Here is a 20,750-nt window from a genome sequence, read left to right on the forward strand (position 1 = left end):
AGGCCGCTCCAAAAAGAGAGAACACGCCGCTGCGATCGCGCAGCGGCGTGTCGCCTTTCCCGAAGGAAAGGTGTTTAGTTACAGCGTGCGGGCAACTTCGATGCGCTCGAAGCACTCGATCTGATCGCCCACCTTCACATCGTTGTACTGCTTCACGGCGATACCGCATTCCATGCCGCTGCGCACTTCGTCGACGAGTTCCTTGAAGCGGCGCAACGATTCCAGTTCGCCCTGGAAGATCACGGTGTTGTTACGCAGCACGCGAATCGGCTTGCTGCGCTTGACGGTACCTTCCACCACCATGCAACCGGCCACGGCGCCGAACTTGGAGCTGCGGAACACATCGCGCACCTGAGCGGTACCGATGATTTCTTCGCGCACTTCCACGCCCAGCAGACCGGACGCAGCCTGTTTCACCTGATCGATCACGTCATAGATGATCGAGAAGTAACGGACGTCCAGACCGGCCGTGTCGATCACCTTGCGTGCCGACGCATCCGCACGCACGTTGAAGCCGATCAATAGCGCTTTCGATGCTGCAGCGAGCGTTGCATCCGATTCGGTGATGCCGCCGACACCGGCTGCGATCACGTTGACCTTCACGTTTTCGTTGCCGATCTGGCTCAGCGATTCACGCAGTGCCTGTACCGAACCCTGCACATCGGCCTTGACGAGAATGTTGAGCGTCTGCTGTTCGGACGCCTGACCCATCAGCGCCATGATGTCTTCAAGGCGATTGGCCTTGCTCACCATGCGCGTTTCGCGACGCTTGAGCTGACGTTCTGCAGCGACTTCACGTGCCAGGCGTTCGTCGGCGACGACAACGAAGTCGTCACCGGCTTCCGGCACGCCGGAAAGACCGAGCACCTGCACGGGGATCGACGGGCCGGCTTCCTGCACGGTCTTGCCGGTTTCATCGATCAAGGCACGCATACGGCCGTATTCGATACCGCACACGACGAAGTCGCCACGCTTGAGCGTGCCCTGCTGCACCAGCACGGTAGCCACCGGACCGCGGCCGCGATCGAGCGCGGACTCGATAACCACACCCGAGGCCGGGCCGTCTTTCACGGCCGTGAGTTCCATCACTTCGGCCTGCACCAGGATCGCGTCCAGCAGGGCGTCGATGCCCAGACCGGTCTTCGCCGACACCGGCACGAACGGCGTGTCGCCACCCCATTCTTCCGGAATCACTTCCAGGTTGCCGAGGCCTTGCTTGACGTTGTCCGGATTGGCGTCGGACTTGTCCATTTTGTTGACCGCGACGATCAGCGGCACCTTGGCAGCGCGTGCGTGCTGCACGGCTTCCTGGGTCTGCGGCATCACGCCGTCATCGGCTGCAACCACCAGCACCACGATGTCAGTGGACTGCGCACCACGTGCACGCATCGACGTAAAGGCGGCGTGGCCCGGGGTGTCGAGGAACGTAATAACGCCCTTGGGCGTTTCCACGTGATAGGCACCGATGTGCTGCGTAATGCCACCCGCTTCGCCCGAAGCCACTTTGGTGCGGCGGATGTAATCGAGCAGCGAGGTCTTGCCGTGGTCGACGTGACCCATGATGGTGACAACTGGCGGACGCAACGAGCGCTCACCGTCTAGTTCGGCGTTCTGCGTGTGTGCTGCCAGTGCGGCTTCTGCGCCCTGATCGCTGGCTTCGACTGGCTTGTGGCCCAGTTCTTCCACCACGAGCACAGCCGTGTCGAGATCGATGGTCTGGTTGATCGTTGCCATCACGCCCATCTTGAAGAGCGCCTTGACGACTTCCGAACCCTTGACTGCCATCTTCTGCGCAAGCTCGGCAACCACGTTGGCATCGCCCACGACGACTTCGCGCACAACCGGCGCAGTCGGACGCGAGAAGCCGTGGGCTCCAGCTGAAGCCGGAGAGCCCGAACGTGCTGCGTCACGTGAAGAGCCCTTGTTTGCCTTGCCACGCTTGTTGGAACGGCGTGCACGATCGGCTTCGGACAGATGCAGTTCGCCAGCGGCGAAACGCTTTCCACCCGGCATATCGTCGCGATCCTGATGGCCATGACGCGCCTTGCCGCGATCGGCACCGCTGCTCGGCGCTGGCGCCGGAGCGGGTGCAGGCGCGGGAGCCGCAGCAACTGCCACGGGCTTCTTGTCGCGCTTGCGCGGTTCGTGAATGCGCGGAAGGATCATGCCCAGCGAATGCTGATCAATGCGCTGCACCGATGCCGGATCCGGCGCATTCTTGTCGCTGGCTTCGACGAATTCGTTGTCGGCCGGAACGTGACGTTCTTCTTCCACCGGACGCTGCGGTGCCTGGGCTTCGGCAGCGCGTGCTTCGGCAGCGGCTTGTGCCTCAAGGCGTGCGCGTTCGGCTTCTGCTTCGCGGCGCGCTTCTTCTTCAGCACGCTGGCGCGCTTCCTCCTGACGACGATGCTCCAGATCGACGCGTTCGCTTTCTTCATGCTCGCGCTGCTGCGCCGATTCGTGCAGCTTGCGCAATGCGTCTTCGCGCTCCGGCTCGGCACTCGCCTCTTCGGCAATCACGCTGCGCTTGACGTAGGTGCGCTTGGCGCGCACTTCCACGTTCACCGTCTTGGCGCTGCTTGGCGCACCGCGGCCGCCCGGCGTGGCGACTTTCAGTTCGCTGATCTTGCGGCGCTTGAGTGTGATCTGCCTGGGCGAGGAGTCGTCGGCTTCTGGCGCCACATCGTTCTTGCCGTGTGTGCGACGCAGAAAACCCAGCAGCTTCACCTTTTCGGTGCTGCTGATGACCTGCTCCGGATCGGAGAATTTCATGCCTGCTTCGCCAAGCTGCGTAAGCAGCCTGTCGACGGGCATGCCCAGAACCTGGGCTAGTTGTTTAATCGTAACGTCCGACATCGTGTTCTTTCTCCGCCGTTCCCGCGCTTATCGTCCGTACAAAACCTCTTTGCACGGCCACCTCCGTCCTTGGTGGAGACGTTTCAGTCTCCCGGCGCGCCCATCCAGGGCGCTGCCGCCGGGTTAGCCGCCCTTCTCCAGCCGCGCAATCATCGGCGCACGTGCCGCCATGATGAGTGCCGCTGCGCGTTCTTCATCCATGCCCTCGATGTCGATCATGTCGTCGACCGCGAGGTCGGCCAGATCGTCCACCGTGACGACACCGCGCTCAGCAAGCGCATAGGCCGTCGGTTCGTCCATGCCATCCAGATCAAGTAGTTCCTGCGAAGGCTGGTGTTCGTCGATGTTTTCTTCGACGGCCAGCGCTTCGGTGAGCAGCGAGTCGCGAGCACGGGCGCGAAGTTCTTCGACGATGTCTTCGTCGAAGCCTTCGATGGCCAGCAGCTCGGCGCTCGGCACGTAGGCGATTTCCTCGACGCTGGAGAAACCTTCCTGCACGAGGATGTTCGCGATTTCCTGGTCCACTTCCAGCTTGTCCATGAAGAGCTGGCGAGCGGATTCCTGCTCGGCTTCGCTCTTGGCGGCGACCTGGTCCTGCGTCATCACGTTGAGCTGCCAGCCGGTGAGCTTGCTGGCCAGGCGCACGTTCTGACCGCCGCGGCCGATGGCCTGCGAGAGTTTGTCTTCGGCGACGGCGATATCCATCGAGTGCTTGTCTTCGTCCATGATGATGGACTGCACTTCCGCCGGAGCCATCGCATTGATGACGTACTGCGCCTGGTTCTCGTGCCACAGGATGATGTCGACGCGCTCGCCATTGAGCTCGTTCGATACCGCCTGCACGCGCGAACCGCGCATGCCGATGCACGCGCCGATCGGATCGGTGCGGCTGTCGTGTGCAACCACGGCGATCTTGGCGCGATCGCCCGGATCACGCGCGCAGCCCTTGATCTCGACGAGACCCTGGCCGACTTCCGGCACTTCGAGCTTGAACAGCTCGATCATGAATTCCGGTGCAGCACGCGACACGAACAACTGCGGACCGCGCACTTCGGAGCGCACTTCCTGCAGATAACCGCGTACGCGATCGCCGACGCGATGCGATTCGCGCGGAATGGTCTTGTCGCGCGGAATAAAGGCCTCGGCGTTGCCGCCAAGATCCAGATAAACATTGCCGCGTTCGACGCGCTTGACGATGCCGGTAACCAGTTCGCCGACGCGATCCTTGAACGCATCGACCACCTGCTGGCGCTCGGCCTCGCGCACACGCTGCACGATCACCTGTTTGGCAGCCTGCGCAGCGATACGGCCAAATTCGGCATTTTCGATCTGCTGTTCGATGTATTCACCAATGGCCGAATCGGCGCGCTCGTCGATGGCGTCCATTAGTCGCAGCTGGTGGAACGGCGATTCCATTTCGCCATCATCGGCGATGATTTCCCAACGGCGGAAGGTTTCGTAGTCGCCCGTATTGCGATCGATGCTCACGCGAATCTCCGGATCTTCATCCGGGTAACGCTTTTTGGCAGCCGATGCCAACGCAGCTTCCATTGCCAGGAAGATCACGTCACGCGATACGCCCTTTTCATTGGCTACTGCATCAACGACCAGCAAAAGTTCTTTGCTCATTGCAACCACTCCGTGAACGCCATCCGGCGCCCCATCGACAGATTGAATTATTTCGACGCTTTCTTACCTGGCTTGCGACCGCCGAGTTTGGGCTGCGGCACATAACCGAGCGCGGCCCAATCCGGCACGATACGAGCGCTTTCCGCTGCATCGTGCGCAAACTCAAAAACCTTGCCTTCGGCTTCCAGCGCGATTAAATCGCCTTCCACCGATGCCACTTTGCCGCGCAAACGCCGGCGACCTTCAAGCGGTGCCTTCAACAGCACCTTTACTTCCTGACCGACCACCTTGGCGAACTGCGCAGCCGTAAACAGCGGGCGATCGATGCCAGGCGAGGAAACTTCCAATACGTAATGCCCTGGAATCGGATCTTCAACGTCCAGCATCGCGGAAAGCTCGCGGCTCGCCGATTCGCAATCATCGAGCGTCACTTCGCGCCCTTCCGCATCGAGATAGACGCGCAGCGTGCTCTGTCCCTGCGAAGGGCTGAATTCGATGCCAAGACATTCGAGCTGAAGATCAGCCAGAACGTCGGTGAATCGTTGTGCCAGAGCTTGCGTATCCATGTGATCCGTCTACTGTCGCCAGAAACAAAAAATGGGCTCAAGCGGCCCATTCCCTTATCTCGCCGATGTCCCGACTCTTCCAGGCTCTTTCCCGCACCCTTTCATAGCAAAAAATGCCTGACAAAGTGCACCGCAATCCTTGCGCCCAACAAAAAAGCCTCGCGAGGAGGCTTTCTTGTCCAAGAAAGATCTGGTAGCGGGGGTAGGATTCGAACCTACGACCTTCGGGTTATGAGCCCGACGAGCTGCCAGACTGCTCCACCCCGCATCAGAGTCCGAGGAGTTTAACGAGATGGCTAGATTCTTGCAAGCCTGAAACTCGTTAATGCCTCAAATCCGCACGTGCGGAACACACACCTCAACCGACGAAAGCCTGCTTGCACCAACCCAGCAGCGGTCCCCACCACAGACCCAGCGCAAGCAACACCAACGCATTCAACGATAAAGCCACGCGCAGTGTGAAATCGGGCTGAAGGCGCACTTGGGCGCCTTCTACAGGCTTGTCGAAGTACATCACCTTGACGACGCGCAGGTAGTAGTAAAGGCCGATGATGGCGAACACGGCGCCAACGATAGCCAGCCACATCATGCCCGCGTGAATCGCAGCCTGCAGCACGAGTAATTTGGCGAAGAAGCCAAACATCGGCGGCACACCGGCCAGCGAGAACAGCGCCAGCATCATCAGGAAAGCCATCCACGGCGAACGCTGATTGAGGCCTTTGAAGTCGTCGATTTCTTCGCTTTCAAAGCCGGCGCGGCTCAATGCGAGGATCACACCAAAGGCTGCGGTGGACATCAGCGCGTAGCTGATCGCATAAAACATCGCTGCCGAATAACCCTCCGGCGTGGCATTGACCAAACCGAGCAGCAGATAGCCCATGTGCGAGATGGTTGAGTACGCCAGCAGACGTTTGATATTCGTCTGCACGATGGCGACGAGATTGCCGATCGCCAGCGAAAGCACCGCCAGTGCGGCGAGCATCAGCTGCCAATGTTGCGCAAGATCGCCCATGCCGGTTTCGAGCAGGCGATAAGCCATACCGAATGCAGCGAGCTTCGATGCCGAACCGATGAAGGTCGTCACCGGAGTCGGTGCACCCTGGTAGACGTCGGGAATCCACATGTGGAACGGCGCCGCGCCCAACTTGAACGCGATACCGATGATCATGAAGATCAAACCGAACACCAACAGATGCGGCATCGTGCTGCTCGGAATCGCGGTATGCAACTGAGCAAGGCTCAGCGTGCCCGTCGCCCCGTAAACCATCGACATGCCATAGAGCAGCATGCCTGACGAAAGCGCACCCAGCACGAAGTACTTGATGGCGGCTTCCGACGAAAGGCTCGAATCGCGATTCAAGGCCACCAGTGCGTACGACGAAAGCGTCAGCAATTCCAGGCCCAGATAAATCATGATCAGGTTGCCGGCGGACACCAGCAGCATCACACCGATCACCGCGAAGATGGTGAGTGTGTAGAACTCGCCCACGAACAGCTTGCGATCCTGCAGATAAGGACGCGCGTAGATGAACACCAGAATCGTGGTCAGCAACGCGAACACCTTCAAGATACTGGCAACACCATCGCGGATGAACATGCCGTTGAACGCGGTGACTGTTCCACCCGTTTGCTTGAAGACGACCAGATAGATCGTTACGGCGAGCACCGCAATGGACATCCAGTGCAGATAGACGCGCTCGGATGGCTTCATGAAAGCGTCGGCCAGCAGAAGGACGCACGCCGCGGCCACCAGAAAGAACTCTGGCACCATGATGAGAATGTCGTTGAAAGTCGGCATGGTCGCTCTCGATCAGACCTTATGAATGGCCAGCACCTGGACGAGCTGCGTTACCGAGCTGTCCATGAGATGGATAAGTGGTTCCGGCCAGATACCAACGATCAGCACCATGGCGGCAAAACCACCCAGTACCAGCGTTTCGCGTGCGTTGATGTCTTTCATTTCCGCCACGTGCGGGTTCGTCACTTCGCCCCACAACACGCGCTTGACCAGCCACAGCGTGTACGCGGCACCGATGATCAGCGTGAATGCGGCAAACAGGGCAATCCACGGATTCGCACTGAAGGAAGCCAGGATCACCATGAATTCGCCGACGAAGCCGCTGGTGCCCGGCAACCCGCAGTTCGCCATGGCAAAGAACACGTAGAAGACGCCGAACCACGGCATCACATTGACGACGCCACCGTAGTCCTTAATTTGACGCGTATGCAGGCGGTCATACAGCACGCCGATGCACGAGAACATCGCACCTGAAACGAAACCGTGCGAGATCATCTGCACCATGGCACCTTGCATGCCCAGACGCGCCGCATCGGTGTTACCCAACTCTCGCGCCAGCATGAAGGCAATGAAGATGCCCAGCGTGACGAAGCCCATATGCGCCACGGACGAATAGGCCACCAGCTTCTTCATGTCTTCCTGCACCAGCGCGACATAGCCGATGTACACCACGGCGATCAGACTGAGCAGAATGATGAGCCATGCGAAATGCGCCGATGCATCGGGGACAATTGGCAGGCTGAAGCGCAGGAACCCGTATCCGCCGATCTTCAGCATGACGGCAGCCAGCACCACCGAACCGCCAGTCGGCGCTTCCACGTGCGCATCCGGCAACCATGTGTGTACCGGCACCATCGGCACCTTCACCGCAAAGGCGATCAGGAAGGCGAAGAACAGCCAGCTTTGCTCGGTCATCGTCAGCGGCAACATCGCCAGCGTATGCAGATCGAACGTACCTGCCTTCAAATACAGGTAGATCAAGCCGATCAGCATGAAGATCGAGCCGAGGAACGTATAGATGAAGAACTTCAGGGTTGCGTAGACGCGACGCGGGCCACCCCAGATACCGATCAGGATGAACATCGGTATCAGCATGGCCTCGAAGAACACGTAGAACAGCAACGCATCCGTGGCACAGAACACGCCGATCATCAAGCCTTCGAGCACCAGCATTGCGGCCATGTACTGATGCGGCTTGTCCTGGATCACTTCCCAGGCGCCGATGATCACCAGGATGCCGACAAACGTGGTCAGCAGGATCAGCGCGACCGAAATGCCGTCGACCGCCAGGCTGTAGTGCACGTTCAGCGCATCAATCCACAGATGGCTTTCCGCCAGCTGCATGCCGCCGGTAGTCGCGTTGTATTGCGGGATGAGGAACAGGCTGACGGCGAAGGTGAGAATCGCCATCAATAGGGATATCCAGCGCGCCGTGTTCGGACGGCTGGAGCCGGCCAACAGCACAGGCACTGCGCCTACGATGGGCAGCCAGATCAGCAGGCTGAGCAGATGATTGAACATGGAGCTCGCTTCCCTTAGTGCCCGCCGACCAGCCAGTACCCGCCCAGAAGCAGGATCAGGCCGAGGATCATCGCGAAGGCGTAGTGGTACAGATAACCAGACTGGAGACGACGCATGGCCGAAGCGATGCGCTGAATCATGCTAGCCGAACCGTCGATCAGCACACCGTCGATCACGGCAGCATCGCCGCCCTTCCAGAACATACGACCGAGCATGACGCCACCACGCGCGAAGACTGCGAAGTAGATGTTGTCGACCCAGTACTTACGGTCGAGGATCACCCAAATCGGATACAGCGCGCGCTTGATTTTGTCAGCCAGGGCGACGTTGAACAGATAAATGTAGGTAGTTATGACAAACGCGATTGCGACAAAGATAAACGGCAGCTGCGTCAGACCTTCAAGACCGGTTTGCCACCAACTGTGGAAGCCTTTGCCGAGTTCTTCCAGCACATTGTGGAAGTGCTGTACGTAAATCGCATCGCCAAACCAGTTGCCGTACAGCATCGGCTTGACCGTGAACATACCCACGAACAGCGACGGAATGGCCAACAGGATCAGCGGCAACGTCACCACCCACGGCGATTCCTTCGGTGCATGGTCCAGCACGCCTGGTTCATGACCGCCATGTTCGTCATGTGAGTCGTGATGATCATCATGGTGATCGCCATGACCGTGATGTTCGACGACCTTGAAACGCTCTTTGCCGTGGAACGTCATGTACATCTGGCGGAACGTGTAAGTCGCCGTCACGAACGCGCCAACGAGGACGCAGAAGTATGCGTAACCAGAACCCCAGCGATGCGAGTCGTGTACCGCCTCGATGATCGCGTCCTTCGAGTAGAAACCCGAGAAGAACGGTACGCCGCACAGCGCCAACGCACCGATCCACATGGTGATCCATGTGATCGGCATGTACTTACGCAGACCGCCCATGTAGCGCATGTCCTGCTCATGGTGCATGGCGATGATCACCGAACCAGCGCCGAGGAACAGCAGCGCCTTGAAGAACGCATGCGTCATCAGGTGGAACACGGCACCTGCATACGCCGACACACCCAGTGCGACGGTCATGTAGCCAAGCTGCGATAGCGTCGAATAGGCGACCACGCGCTTGATGTCGTTCTGCACGATACCGATCAGGCCCGTAAACAACGCGCCAGTCGCGCCAATCACCAACACAAGGCTAAGCGCCGTATCCGACAGCTCATACAGCGGCGACATACGCGCCACCATGAAGATACCGGCAGTCACCATCGTTGCCGCGTGGATCAATGCGGAGATCGGCGTCGGACCTTCCATCGAATCCGGCAGCCACACATGCAGCGGCACCTGCGCCGATTTACCCATCGCACCGATGAACAGCAGGATGCAGATGACCGTCGCGGCATCCCACTGCGTGTTCTGCGTAATGGTCAACGTCTTGCCGATCAGGCTTGGCGCGTGAGCGAACGCCGTCGCGTAATCCAGCGTACCAAGGAAGTACAGAATCGCTGCGATACCGAGCAGGAACCCGAAGTCGCCCACGCGGTTGACGATGAACGCCTTGAGGCTCGCGAAGGTCGCCGTCGAGCGCTTGTACCAGAAGCCGATCAGCAGATACGACACCAAGCCCACCGCTTCCCAGCCGAAGAACAGCTGCAGGAAGTTGTTGCTCATGACGAGCATCAACATCGAGAAGGTGAAGAGAGAAATGTAGCTGAAGAAACGCTGGTAACCGTCGTCGTCGGCCATGTAGCCGATGGTGTAGATGTGCACCAGCAGCGACACGAAGGTCACCACCACCATCATCATCGCGGTGAGACGGTCGATCAGGAAGCCGATGCTGGCGTTGAAGCGACCGATATCAAACCAGGTATAGATGGTGTGGTTGTAGACCGGCGCATTCCCAGCGGTGATCTGGTACAGCACATAGAACGACAGCCCGCAGGAAATCAGCAGACCGAGAATGGTGATGCTGTGTGCGCCCACGCGCCCGACTTGCTTGGCGAAAAAGCCAGCAAGCAAGCAACCGACAAGCGGCGCCAGCGCAATGGTCAACAGAATGGAGGTGGAAATTTCCATGTGCTCAACCCTTCATGCTGTCGATTTCGGCGACATTGACGGTGTTACGGTTACGGAACAACAACACCAGAATCGCCAGACCGATCGCGGATTCGGCCGCGGCCACGGTGAGAATGAAGAAGACGAAGACCTGCCCCGCCACATCGTGACCGAAGCGCGAGAAGGCAACGAAATTGATATTCACGGCAAGCAGCATCAGCTCGATCGCCATCAGCAACACGATGACGTTCTTGCGGTTGATGAACAGACCCGCCACCGAAATGCAGAACAGGATCGCGCCAAGCACGATGTAATGCGAAAGCGTGATCATGGCTTGGACTCCTGTGCGGGCGTCGGCTCGCTATCGGCCGAACGCTCCGCCGCCATCTTGATGATGCGAACGCGATCGCTGGCTTTGACCGCCACCTGCTCACTAGCCTGCTGGTGACGAACACCCTTGCGTTGGCGCAACGTAAGTGCCACCGCGGCAATCACGCCCACCGTAAGAATCAGTGCGGCAACTTCGAACGGCAGCAGGTATTGCGAATACAGCGCCATACCCAGCCACGCGGTATTGGAAAGGCCTGCGGCGGTTGCCGGGTTATCGCCCATCGTTTGCGCATGCATGATGCGCACGCCGATCAGGCCAAGCATTTCCACGAGCATGGCAATCGCGACGATAAGACCAACGGGCAGATACTTCACGAAACCCTCGCGAAGTTTCTCCTGATCGATGTCGAGCATCATCACGACGAACAGGAACAGCACCATCACCGCGCCGACGTAGACCACGATCAGCGCGATAGCCAGAAATTCAGCTTCGGCCAGCATCCAGATACAGGCGGTACTGAAGAACGTAAGCACGAGCGCCAGCACAGCGTGCACCGAGTTGCGCAGCGTGATCACCGACAACGCCGCGAGCACAGTCACCGCCGCGAAAGCGTAGAAACAGACGAGTTGGAACATTTGCGGATCGATCATGATGTCCCGTCCTCAGCGATAAGCCGCGTCTTGCGCACGAGCGGCTGCGATATCGGCTTCGAAACGATCGCCGATAGCCAACAGCTGCAGCTTGGTCACGACGTTCTCGCCGCGATGCTCGAAGTGGTATTCGTGCACATGCGTTTCGACGATCGAGTCCACCGGGCAGCTTTCTTCGCAGAAGCCGCAGTAGATGCACTTGAACAAGTCGATGTCATAGCGCGTGGTACGACGCTGACCATCGCTCGGGCGCGGTGCGGAGTCGATGGTGATGGCGAGTGCCGGGCACACCGCCTCGCACAGTTTGCACGCGATACAACGCTCTTCGCCGTTAGCATAACGGCGCAGCGCATGCAGACCGCGGAAGCGGTTGGATTTGGGGATGTGCTCCATCGGATAGCGCATCGTGTACTTCGGTGCGAACAAATACCGAAGCGTGAGCGCCATGCCCTTGAGCAATTCGATGAGCAGCAGGCTCTTGAAGTAGTTAGTAACGCGAGACATGACTGTCTTTAGCCCCCTGTGCCGACATGAACCCAGCCGTAGTACTTCATGCAGCCGGCAACGAGAACCCAAACGATGGCGATGGGAATGAACACCTTCCAGCCCAGGCGCATGATCTGGTCATAGCGGTAGCGCGGGAATGTCGCGCGGAACCACAGGAACAGGTTGGCGAACAGGAAGACCTTGAGGAATAACCACAGGATGCTTGGATGGCCAATGACGCCCCAGCTCTCCGGGAAAAAGCTGAGCCAGCCGCCGCAAAACAGGATCGGGGCGAGGAAGCTAACCAGAATCATGTTGGCGTATTCGGCCAGAAAGAACAGCGCGAAGGCCGAACCCGAATATTCCACGTGGAAGCCGGCCACGATTTCCGATTCACCTTCCGCTACGTCGAACGGTGCACGGTTGGTTTCTGCCACGCCCGAGACGAAGTACACGATAAACACGGGGAAAAGCGGCAGCCAGAACCAGCCGAACATGCCCTTGCCTGCCTGAGCATGCACGATGTCGGTCAGGTTCAGGCTACCTGCAAGAACAAGCACGCAGACCAGGCACAGGCCCATCGCCAGTTCGTAGGAAATAACCTGCGCTGCCGAGCGCATGGCACCAAGCAACGCATAACGCGAGTTCGACGACCAGCCCGCGAGGATGATGCCGTACACACCAAGCGACGTCATCGCCAGCAGATACAGCAATCCCGCGTTGGCGTTGGACAACACCATCTTGTCGCTGAAGGGGATCACCGCCCAAGCAGCGAGCGCAGGCACAAGCGCGATCATCGGTGCCAAGTAGTACAGGAACTTATTGGCATTGGTCGGAAGAATCACTTCCTTCACCAACAACTTCACCACGTCGGCAAAGGCCTGCAGCAAACCGAGCGGGCCAATTTTGTTTGGCCCCATGCGGACGTGCATCCAACCGATTATCTTGCGTTCCCAGTACACGTACATGGCAACCGCGATAACCAGCGGCAGCAGGACGCAAAGCGTGAAGATGATCGGCCAGACAAGTTGGTTGAGAATCTGCTCGCCCATGGGTTACGCCTTGCTCAAAGTGATGGCTGCGCCGTAAGGGGGCAGCGTCGCGGTCTGATCATGTGCGGCTTCGATCCACGCTGCGCCGTCGGGCACCGATGCATCGATCACCAGCGGCAGGACCACATTGGCCACTTTCACCTGTTGGCCAACTGCCAAGCCTTGACGTTGGGCCTCTTCCGCATTCACGCGTACGGCAGGTGCGCGATTGAGCGGATGCGACTGCAGCGCCGTTGCACGGCGAAGCACCGCATCGCTGCGGTAGATCGGCCAGGTAGCGAGACGGCTCAGGCCCTGCACTGCTTTGCGTTCGGCAAGTTCCTGCTTCGCTGCAACGTTCTGTTCATTGATCCCGTTACGCAGACCGGCTATGTCATCGAACTCAAAGCCCGGCAACTTCATCTGGCCACCGAGCGCACGCAATACCTTCCAGCCTGCGCGCACGTCATGACCCGGTGCTTTCGCGCCGGCTTCGACGCGCTGCGCATGACCATCGACATTCACGAGCGTGCCGTCGATTTCCGGCAACAGGCCGATCGGCAGGATCACATCAGCCACATCGCGCAATTCCGGTGTGGCGAACGAGGCAAAGGCAACGATGTGCTGCGTGCCATGCAATGCGTTGATGACGGCAGAACCGTCGGCAAAGTCGTGCGGCAGCTCCAGGCCATAAAGCACGTAAGCCTTGCGCGGCTGAGCGAGCATGGCCTGCGCATTGAGACCACCGTTACCGGGAACCACACCCACTTTGGCCAGACCAATGGCGTTGGCACCCGTCGGCAGCTCGTTATACGCCGCGCCCGTCGCTTCGGCGACGAAGCGCGCAATCGAACGTAGCCAGGATGCCTGCGGATGCGTAACAGCCGCCTCACCCAGAATCACAACAGCGTGGCCGGACTTCAGCGCGGCGATGGCATCGCTGTCGCCCTGATCGTTTGCAGCACCGTTGATGGCATCGGCAAGATAGGCTGGAGCCGTTGCACCCGCAGCGACGGCAGCCTTGGCGAGCGACAACAACGCATCAACCAGTGCATGCGGCGCAACGATGGCTTCGCCGGCAAGCTTGTAGTTGAAGTGGAATTCAGCCGGATTGATCGTGTAGACCTTCGCGCCCTTCTTCACCGCCTGATGGATGCGGTGATTGAGCAGCGGCATCTCGTAACGCAGATCGGAACCGACCAGCAGCGCGGCCTTCACCTTGTCGACATCCGCAACGGCCATGCCGAACGGCTGTGCGACGGCGTTGTCGGCAAAGTCGAGCTGACGCAGACGATGATCGATGTGCGCGCTGCCAAGACCACGAGCGAGACGAACGAGCAAATCACCTTCTTCGTTGGTCGTGGCGGGATGCACGAGGATGCCGAGGTCGCTACCCGCAACATCCTTCAACGCTTCTGCGGCGACGGCGAGCGCGTCGTCCCAGGTCGTGCCCTGCCAGCGACCATTGCGCTTCACTTCGGGTGTGCGCACGCGGTCGGCGGCATACAGACCCTGGTAGCTGTAACGGTCGCGGTCGGACAACCAGCATTCGTTGATGGCTTCGTTGTCGCGCGGCACGGTGCGCAGCACTTCGCCGCGGCGCGTATGCAGCCACAGGTTGGAACCCAGCGCGTCGTGGTAAGCCACCGACGGTTTGGCGATCAGCTCCCACGCACGCGCCTTGAACTGGAACGGCTTGTTGGTGAGCGCGCCGACCGGACAGACATCGATGATGTTGCCGGAGAGTTCGGTCTCCAGCGTCTTGCCGATGTACGTACCGATCTGCAGGTTTTCACCGCGGCTCATGCCGCCGAGCTCGTACGTGCCTGCAATTTCGCTGGTGAAGCGCACGCAGCGTGTGCACTGAATGCAACGCGTCATTTCGGTGGCGACGAGCGAACCGAGATTTTCGTCAGCGATCGTGCGCTTGCGTTCGGTGTAACGCGACACGCTGCGGCCGTAACCGAGCGCGACGTCCTGCAGTTCGCATTCGCCGCCCTGATCGCAGATCGGGCAGTCGAGCGGATGGTTGATCAGCAGGAATTCCATCACGTCGCGCTGGAACTTCAGTGCGCCAGCGGTACGCGTGGTGACCTTCATGCCTTCGGCAACGGGCGTTGCACACGCAGGTTGCGGCTTGGGCATGGGACGGCCGCCCATTTCCACTTCCACCAGACACATGCGGCAGTTGGCGGCGATGGGCAGCTTGCGGTGATAGCAGAAGCGCGGAATCGCGACGCCAATGGCGTCGGCCGCTTCGATGATCATGGCGCCCTTGCGGATCTGCGTGGGCTTGCCATCGATCTCGATGTTCAGAAGATCGGGCGCGGTATTGGCTGGCTGCGCACTCATGCAGCGACTCCACGACGTGTTTCGGCAAGCCGGTCTTCGGTCATCGAACGACCGTGCTGCACGTAATATTCGAATTCATCCCAGAAGCGGGCGAGGAAGCCCTGCACCGGCCACGCGGCGGCTTCGCCGAACGCGCAGATGGTGTGGCCTTCGATCTGACCCGCAACGGCCTTGAGGCGGTGCAAGTCGTCCTGCGTGCCCTTGCCTTCCACGATGCGTGTGAGCACGCGGTACATCCAGCCGGTGCCTTCGCGGCACGGCGTGCACTGACCGCACGACTCCTTAAAATAGAACCGCGAGATGCGATGGCAGACTTTCACCATGCAGGTAGTGTCATCCATCACGACAACCGCACCCGAACCAAGACCCGAGCCTGCTTTCTGCAGGCAGTCATAGTCCATGGTGGAATCCATCATGATGTCGGCCGGCAGCACCTTCATCGATGAACCACCCGGAATCACGGCTTTCAGCTTGTTGCCGTTACGCACGCCACCCGCCATTTCAAGCAGATCCTTGAACGGGATGCCGAGGCGAACTTCGAAGTTGCCGGGATTGTTGACGTGGCCGGAGACCGAAAAGATCTTCGGACCGCCATTGTTGGGCTTGCCCAGATTGAGGAACCAATCCGGACCGTTGCGCAGAATCGCCGGCACCGATGCATAGGTTTCGGTGTTGTTGATCGTCGTCGGCTTGCCGTACAGACCAAAATTGGCCGGGAACGGCGGCTTGAAACGCGGCTGGCCCTTCTTGCCTTCCAGCGATTCCATCAATGCGGTTTCTTCGCCGCAGATGTAAGCGCCAGCACCCAACGCGGTGTAGATATCGACGTTGATGCCGGTGCCCTGGATGTTCTTGCCGAGCAGACCGGCTTCGTACGCTTCCTTCAGCGCTTCTTCGAAATGCTCGAAGGGCTCGTGATGGAATTCGCCGCGCAGGTAGTTGTACGCAACCGTCGAACCGGTGGCGTAGCAAGCAATCGCCAAGCCTTCGATGACCGAGTGCGGGTTGTAGCGAAGAATGTCGCGGTCTTTTGCCGTACCGGGCTCCGATTCATCGGAGTTGCAGAGGATGTACTTCTGCATATCCCCCTTGGGCATGAAGGACCACTTCAAGCCGGTCGGAAAGCCTGCGCCGCCACGGCCGCGCAAATTGCTCTTCTTCACTTCCTCGACGATGGAAGCGGGATCGGGCTTCTCGGCGAGGATTTTCTTCCACGCCTTATAGCCGTCCACTTGCAGGTAGCTGTCCATCGCCCACGGCTTATCGAAATGCAGCGTGGTGTAGACGACCTGGTGTTCCTGGGGTGCGGGTCCGACTGCCATTGCCCTGCCCTTATTTCAAGCCATCGAGAATCTCGTCGACCTTTTCGGTCGTGAGATGCTCGTGGTAATGACCATTGACCGTCATCGCCGGTGCATACACGCACGCAGCAATGCATTCTTCTTCTTGCTTGAGGTAGACGCGCCCGTCGGGTGTGCTTTCGCCAAGCTTGATGCCGAGTTTCTTTTCGCAATGACGCACGAGATCTTCGGCGCCATTCAACCAGCACGAAATGTTGGTGCAGATCGCCACGTTGTTGCGGCCGACCGGCTTGGTTTCCAGCATCGAATAGAAGCTGGCCACTTCGTAAGCCCACACGGTCGGCACATCGATATAGCGTGCGACAGCGGCGATAAGCTCATCGGTGAGGAAGCCGTTGTTCTGTTCCTGCGCGGCAAACAAGGACTGGATCAGCGCGGAGCGCTTGCGATCCGGCGGGAACTTGCCCAGCCAATGATCGATGTGATGACGCGTGTGATCATTGAGCACGACGAGCGGATCGACATGCTTGACTTGATCGTAATTTCCGGTGGCTTTCATGTATGTATTCCTCCGGGCTCAGCGATCGACTTCGCCGAACACGAGGTCATAGGTGCCGATCACTGCCACGGCATCGGCCAGCATGTGGCCGCGCACGATGGCATCCATCGACGAGAGGTGGGCAAAGCCCGGTGCACGCAGATGCACGCGGAAAGGTTTGTTGGCGCCGTCGGAAACCAGATAGCAACCGAATTCGCCCTTCGGCGCTTCGACGGCTGCGTAGGTTTCGCCAGCGGGAACGCCGTAGCCTTCGGTGAACAGTTTGAAGTGATGGATCAGCGCTTCCATGTCTTCTTTCATGACTTCGCGCTTGGGCGGCGCAACTTTGTAGTTCTCCACCATTACCGGGCCCGGGTTGGCCCGCAACCAATTCACGCATTGCTTGATGATGCGATTGGACTGGCGCATTTCTTCGATGCGGCACAGATAACGGTCGTAGCAATCGCCACCCACGCCCACCGGGATGTCGAAATCCATTTCGGCGTATTTCGCATACGGCTGCTTCTTGCGCAGATCCCAGGCGATACCGGACCCGCGCAGCATGACGCCCGTCATGCCCCACTGCTGGGCAAGCTCGGGCGACACGACGCCGATGCCGACGGTGCGCTGTTTCCAGATACGGTTGTTGGTGAGCAGATCTTCGTACTCATCGACTTTCGTGGGGAAGTCGTTGGTGAATGCGTCGAGATAATCGAGCATCGAACCTTCGCGCCAGCTGTTGATGCGCTTGAGATCTTTACCTTTGTGCCACGGCGATTCGCGATATTGCGGCATCTTGCCGGGCAGATCGCGGTAGACGCCGCCCGGACGATAATATGTGGCGTGCATGCGTGCGCCGGAGACCGCTTCGTAGCAGTCCATCAGCTCTTCGCGTTCGCGGAAGGCGTACAGGAACACGGCCATCGCACCGAGGTCGAGCGCGTTCGAACCCACCCACATCAGATGATTCAGGATGCGGGTGATTTCGTCGAACATCGTGCGGATGTACTGCGCACGTTCCGGTGCCTGGATGCCGAGCAAGTGTTCGATGGCGCGCACGTAAGCGTGCTCGTTGCACATCATCGACACGTAGTCGAGGCGATCCATATAGCCGATCGACTGATTGAACGGCTTGGATTCGGCGAGCTTTTCGGTACCACGATGCAGCAGCCCGACGTGCGGATCGGCGCGGACGATGGTTTCGCCGTCCATCTCCAGCACCAGGCGCAACACACCGTGCGCAGCGGGATGCTGCGGGCCGAAGTTCATCGTGTAATTGCGGATTTCTTGACTCGACATGCTCAGTTCTCCCGCCAGTGGTCGGCGGCTTCGGCCTTGGCCTGCATCAGGTCGGCGTCGTCGCGGATCACGCGCGGGACCAGCACGCGCGGTTCAATCGAAACAGGTTCATAGACGACACGCTTCTGCTCGGGGTCGTAACGCACTTCGACGTTGCCGATCAGCGGGAAGTCTTTGCGGAACGGATGGCCGACAAAACCGTAGTCGGTAAGGATGCGGCGCAGATCCGGGTGACCGTCGTAGATGATGCCGTAGAGGTCGAACGATTCGCGCTCGAACCAGTTCAGGCCCGGCCAGGTGTGCACGAGCGACGGCACCACCGGCAGGCTGTCGTCTTCGCAGTACACGCGCAGACGCAGGCGCTGGTTGAATTCGATCGACAACAGGTGCACGACCGAGGCGAAACGATGCGGAATGGAAACCTGGCGCGGACGATCCGCCCATGTGAAGCGGCCAATCGCTTCGCCTTCCACACCACGCGAGAAGCCGGTGCTGGTGACGTCGGTGGTATCCCATTCGGTTTGACCGTAACTGAGATAGTCGATGCCGCACAGGTCGACGGCTTCGGTAAAACGGAAACCCGGTTCGTCGCGCAAGGCTGTCGCCACGGACAGCAGATTCGCTGCAGCGACTTCGGCCGTCGTCTGACCGTACGAAACGGTGATTTTCAGCAAATTGCCAAACCGCGCGGAGAGGCGCTCGGCCAGCGAGTTCGTTTGTGTATCGCTCATGACGACGCCTTTCAGGAACGCGCGATGGTGCTGGTACGACGGATCTTCTTTTGCAACTGCAAAATGCCGTGAATCAACGCCTCGGCCGTGGGCGGACAGCCCGGCACATAGATGTCTACCGGCACGATACGGTCGCAGCCGCGCACGACGGAGTAGGAATAGTGGTAATAGCCACCGCCGTTTGCGCAGCTGCCCATCGAGATCACCCATTTGGGATCGGGCATCTGGTCATAAACTTTGCGTAGCGCGGGAGCCATTTTGTTGACCAGCGTGCCGGCCACGATCATCACGTCCGATTGACGCGGACTGGGACGGAAGATCACGCCGTAACGGTCAAGATCCAGGCGCGCAGCACCAGCGTGCATCATTTCGACGGCGCAGCAGGCGAGGCCAAATGTCATCGGCCACATCGAACCGGTGCGCGCCCAGTTCATCAGCGCATCGACCGTCGTGGTCACTGCACCGCGCTGGATAACGGGGTTGTCGCCAGCCGGACGCAGGATGTCGTCCACCACATTCAACGGCTGCGGGTTGTGCATCACCCGATCAATGGCGGAGATCACTCCCATTCCAGCGCTCCCTTCTTCCACACGTAGGCAAAACCAATCACCAGCAACAGCAGGAACAGCGCCATTTCAATCAGCGCAATGATGCCGATGTGCTGGAACACGACCGCCCACGGAAAAAGGAAGGCGATTTCCAGATCGAAAATGATGAAGAGAATGGCAAGGAGGTAATAGCGCACGTCAAATTGCATGCGCGCATCCTCGAAGGCCTCGAAACCGCATTCGTACGGCGCAAGCTTCTCGGAATCGGGACGGCGGGGACCGACAAGCATGCCGATCACGAGGAGGGCTAACCCCAGGCCAGAGGCAATGCCAATGAACAGGAGAACGGGCCAATATTCGGCAAGCACGGTTTAACTTACCTCCGCACCCAAAAGGTGCATCAGTGACCGTCGGGGCAACGGTCCGGAAGTTCGAATCAGCGGGCTGTCCAGCCCTGTACGCTGACGTGCAGGTTGCAGGTGCTCGACGATCCTAAGGGATGAGCCCTAGGGATCGCGACATTGTATCAGCGCGCACGGGTAGGCCGACAAGCCTTTGTGCGGCATCACGCGAATTTCCTTCAATGGAGATACGTTTTCTGCAATATCGGTGCAGCAAATGCGACGCGAAGGCTTGCATTAACGTCTTAACGCAGCGGATATCCCCTGCTCCGCGCACGAATGACAATCCGCGCAACGTCCTGCGATGCGCGATTACATGGTTTGCGTAGCGCGTTCCGAACCCATGATGCCGGCAAGCAATGTCTCGATACGGCCACGTGCTGCTTCGCCATCGGACGTTTCATTGAATTGCACGCCGATACCGGCCGTTCGGTTGCCTTGCGCACCGATCGGCGTGATCCAGACGACTTTTCCGGCCACGGACAGACGCTCGCTTTCGTCGATCAGGCTGATCAGCAACACGACTTCGTCACCCAGCGAGTAACGCTGAGCGGTCGGCGCAAACAGACCACCATGCTTCAGGAAGGGCATGTACGCGTTGTAAAGCGACGCCGTATCCTTGAATTTCAGCGAAATAATGCCCTGACGGGCGACGGCCGGGTTCATGCCT

Annotated in this window: 18 protein-coding genes and 1 tRNA gene; all 19 read right to left on the reverse strand. The window is 59.3% G+C overall.

What is annotated here, in order from left to right:
- Window positions 1-78: 78 nt before the first annotated feature.
- The 19 genes from infB to EKH79_RS05775 all read right to left on the reverse strand — a co-directional run bounded on the left by infB (window position 79) and on the right by EKH79_RS05775 (window position 20,746).
- Window positions 79-2,856, reverse strand: coding sequence for a translation initiation factor IF-2 (infB, locus tag EKH79_RS05685; protein ID WP_126672800.1), 2,778 nt, complete (start codon window positions 2,854-2,856; stop codon window positions 79-81).
- Window positions 2,857-2,979: 123 nt separating this feature from the next.
- Complete coding sequence (gene nusA / locus EKH79_RS05690; protein ID WP_126672801.1) at window positions 2,980-4,485, reverse strand: transcription termination factor NusA; 1,506 nt, start codon at window positions 4,483-4,485, stop codon at window positions 2,980-2,982.
- A 47-nt stretch (window positions 4,486-4,532) separates the two neighbouring features.
- Window positions 4,533-5,051, reverse strand: a complete 519-nt coding sequence (locus tag EKH79_RS05695) for a ribosome maturation factor RimP (RefSeq protein WP_126672802.1) — start codon at window positions 5,049-5,051, stop codon at window positions 4,533-4,535.
- A 191-nt stretch (window positions 5,052-5,242) separates the two neighbouring features.
- Window positions 5,243-5,319: transfer RNA gene (locus EKH79_RS05700), tRNA-Met, on the reverse strand.
- A gap of 90 nt (window positions 5,320-5,409) precedes the next feature.
- Window positions 5,410-6,849, reverse strand: coding sequence for an NADH-quinone oxidoreductase subunit NuoN (gene nuoN / locus EKH79_RS05705; RefSeq protein WP_126672803.1), 1,440 nt, complete (start codon window positions 6,847-6,849; stop codon window positions 5,410-5,412).
- A gap of 12 nt (window positions 6,850-6,861) precedes the next feature.
- Window positions 6,862-8,370, reverse strand: a complete 1,509-nt coding sequence (locus EKH79_RS05710; protein WP_126672804.1) for an NADH-quinone oxidoreductase subunit M — start codon at window positions 8,368-8,370, stop codon at window positions 6,862-6,864.
- Between the two features lie 14 nt (window positions 8,371-8,384).
- Window positions 8,385-10,433, reverse strand: a complete 2,049-nt coding sequence (nuoL, locus tag EKH79_RS05715) for an NADH-quinone oxidoreductase subunit L (protein ID WP_126672805.1) — start codon at window positions 10,431-10,433, stop codon at window positions 8,385-8,387.
- A gap of 4 nt (window positions 10,434-10,437) precedes the next feature.
- Window positions 10,438-10,743 carry an NADH-quinone oxidoreductase subunit NuoK gene (gene nuoK / locus EKH79_RS05720; RefSeq protein ID WP_126672806.1) on the reverse strand — a complete coding sequence of 102 codons (306 nt, stop codon included), beginning with the start codon at window positions 10,741-10,743 and terminating at the stop codon, window positions 10,438-10,440.
- Window positions 10,740-11,393 (reverse strand): NADH-quinone oxidoreductase subunit J, encoded by a 654-nt coding sequence (locus EKH79_RS05725; protein WP_199754148.1) that lies wholly within the window; start codon window positions 11,391-11,393, stop codon window positions 10,740-10,742. Before EKH79_RS05725 ends, nuoK begins: the two co-directional genes overlap by 4 nt.
- A 12-nt stretch (window positions 11,394-11,405) precedes the next feature.
- Window positions 11,406-11,897 (reverse strand): NADH-quinone oxidoreductase subunit NuoI, encoded by a 492-nt coding sequence (gene nuoI, locus EKH79_RS05730; RefSeq protein WP_126672807.1) that lies wholly within the window; start codon window positions 11,895-11,897, stop codon window positions 11,406-11,408.
- Between the two features lie 8 nt (window positions 11,898-11,905).
- Complete coding sequence (nuoH, locus tag EKH79_RS05735) at window positions 11,906-12,931, reverse strand: NADH-quinone oxidoreductase subunit NuoH (RefSeq protein WP_126672808.1); 1,026 nt, start codon at window positions 12,929-12,931, stop codon at window positions 11,906-11,908.
- A gap of 3 nt (window positions 12,932-12,934) precedes the next feature.
- Window positions 12,935-15,262: an NADH-quinone oxidoreductase subunit NuoG gene (gene nuoG, locus EKH79_RS05740; protein WP_126672809.1), complete on the reverse strand. Its 2,328-nt coding sequence runs from the start codon at window positions 15,260-15,262 to the stop codon at window positions 12,935-12,937.
- On the reverse strand, window positions 15,259-16,584 hold the full coding sequence (gene nuoF, locus EKH79_RS05745; protein WP_126672810.1) for an NADH-quinone oxidoreductase subunit NuoF: 1,326 nt from the start codon (window positions 16,582-16,584) through the stop codon (window positions 15,259-15,261). Before nuoF ends, nuoG begins: the two co-directional genes overlap by 4 nt.
- Before the next feature lie 10 nt (window positions 16,585-16,594).
- Window positions 16,595-17,122, reverse strand: coding sequence for an NADH-quinone oxidoreductase subunit NuoE (nuoE, locus tag EKH79_RS05750; protein ID WP_126672811.1), 528 nt, complete (start codon window positions 17,120-17,122; stop codon window positions 16,595-16,597).
- Between the two features lie 18 nt (window positions 17,123-17,140).
- Window positions 17,141-18,400: an NADH-quinone oxidoreductase subunit D gene (locus EKH79_RS05755; protein ID WP_126672812.1), complete on the reverse strand. Its 1,260-nt coding sequence runs from the start codon at window positions 18,398-18,400 to the stop codon at window positions 17,141-17,143.
- Window positions 18,401-18,402: 2 nt separating this feature from the next.
- On the reverse strand, window positions 18,403-19,131 hold the full coding sequence (locus tag EKH79_RS05760; RefSeq protein ID WP_126672813.1) for an NADH-quinone oxidoreductase subunit C: 729 nt from the start codon (window positions 19,129-19,131) through the stop codon (window positions 18,403-18,405).
- Window positions 19,132-19,142: 11 nt separating this feature from the next.
- The gene (locus EKH79_RS05765) at window positions 19,143-19,700 is read right to left on the reverse strand and encodes a NuoB/complex I 20 kDa subunit family protein (protein WP_126672814.1); all 558 of its coding nucleotides are present in this window, start codon (window positions 19,698-19,700) and stop codon (window positions 19,143-19,145) included.
- Window positions 19,691-20,047: an NADH-quinone oxidoreductase subunit A gene (locus tag EKH79_RS05770; RefSeq protein WP_126672815.1), complete on the reverse strand. Its 357-nt coding sequence runs from the start codon at window positions 20,045-20,047 to the stop codon at window positions 19,691-19,693. Before EKH79_RS05770 ends, EKH79_RS05765 begins: the two co-directional genes overlap by 10 nt.
- A gap of 345 nt (window positions 20,048-20,392) precedes the next feature.
- Complete coding sequence (locus EKH79_RS05775) at window positions 20,393-20,746, reverse strand: PilZ domain-containing protein (protein WP_126672816.1); 354 nt, start codon at window positions 20,744-20,746, stop codon at window positions 20,393-20,395.
- Window positions 20,747-20,750: the final 4 nt, after the last annotated feature.

Origin of the sequence: Dyella dinghuensis, assembly GCF_003977615.1 — a bacterium.
Classification (GTDB): Bacteria; Pseudomonadota; Gammaproteobacteria; order Xanthomonadales; family Rhodanobacteraceae; genus Dyella_B; species Dyella_B dinghuensis.

Coding starts and splice junctions, on each gene's coding strand:
- nuoG (WP_126672809.1), bottom strand. CDS start 15,262: ATGAGTGCGCAGCCAGCCAATACCGCGCCCGATCTTCTGAACATCGAG.
- nuoN (WP_126672803.1), bottom strand. CDS start 6,849: ATGCCGACTTTCAACGACATTCTCATCATGGTGCCAGAGTTCTTTCTG.
- EKH79_RS05765 (WP_126672814.1), bottom strand. CDS start 19,700: ATGGGAGTGATCTCCGCCATTGATCGGGTGATGCACAACCCGCAGCCG.
- EKH79_RS05695 (WP_126672802.1), bottom strand. CDS start 5,051: ATGGATACGCAAGCTCTGGCACAACGATTCACCGACGTTCTGGCTGAT.
- EKH79_RS05710 (WP_126672804.1), bottom strand. CDS start 8,370: ATGTTCAATCATCTGCTCAGCCTGCTGATCTGGCTGCCCATCGTAGGC.
- EKH79_RS05725 (WP_199754148.1), bottom strand. CDS start 11,393: ATGATCGATCCGCAAATGTTCCAACTCGTCTGTTTCTACGCTTTCGCG.
- nuoF (WP_126672810.1), bottom strand. CDS start 16,584: ATGGCAGTCGGACCCGCACCCCAGGAACACCAGGTCGTCTACACCACG.
- nusA (WP_126672801.1), bottom strand. CDS start 4,485: ATGAGCAAAGAACTTTTGCTGGTCGTTGATGCAGTAGCCAATGAAAAG.
- EKH79_RS05755 (WP_126672812.1), bottom strand. CDS start 18,400: ATGTCGAGTCAAGAAATCCGCAATTACACGATGAACTTCGGCCCGCAG.
- infB (WP_126672800.1), bottom strand. CDS start 2,856: ATGTCGGACGTTACGATTAAACAACTAGCCCAGGTTCTGGGCATGCCC.
- nuoE (WP_126672811.1), bottom strand. CDS start 17,122: ATGAAAGCCACCGGAAATTACGATCAAGTCAAGCATGTCGATCCGCTC.
- nuoH (WP_126672808.1), bottom strand. CDS start 12,931: ATGGGCGAGCAGATTCTCAACCAACTTGTCTGGCCGATCATCTTCACG.
- EKH79_RS05760 (WP_126672813.1), bottom strand. CDS start 19,131: ATGAGCGATACACAAACGAACTCGCTGGCCGAGCGCCTCTCCGCGCGG.
- nuoI (WP_126672807.1), bottom strand. CDS start 11,897: ATGTCTCGCGTTACTAACTACTTCAAGAGCCTGCTGCTCATCGAATTG.
- nuoL (WP_126672805.1), bottom strand. CDS start 10,433: ATGGAAATTTCCACCTCCATTCTGTTGACCATTGCGCTGGCGCCGCTT.
- nuoK (WP_126672806.1), bottom strand. CDS start 10,743: ATGATCACGCTTTCGCATTACATCGTGCTTGGCGCGATCCTGTTCTGC.
- EKH79_RS05775 (WP_126672816.1), bottom strand. CDS start 20,746: ATGAACCCGGCCGTCGCCCGTCAGGGCATTATTTCGCTGAAATTCAAG.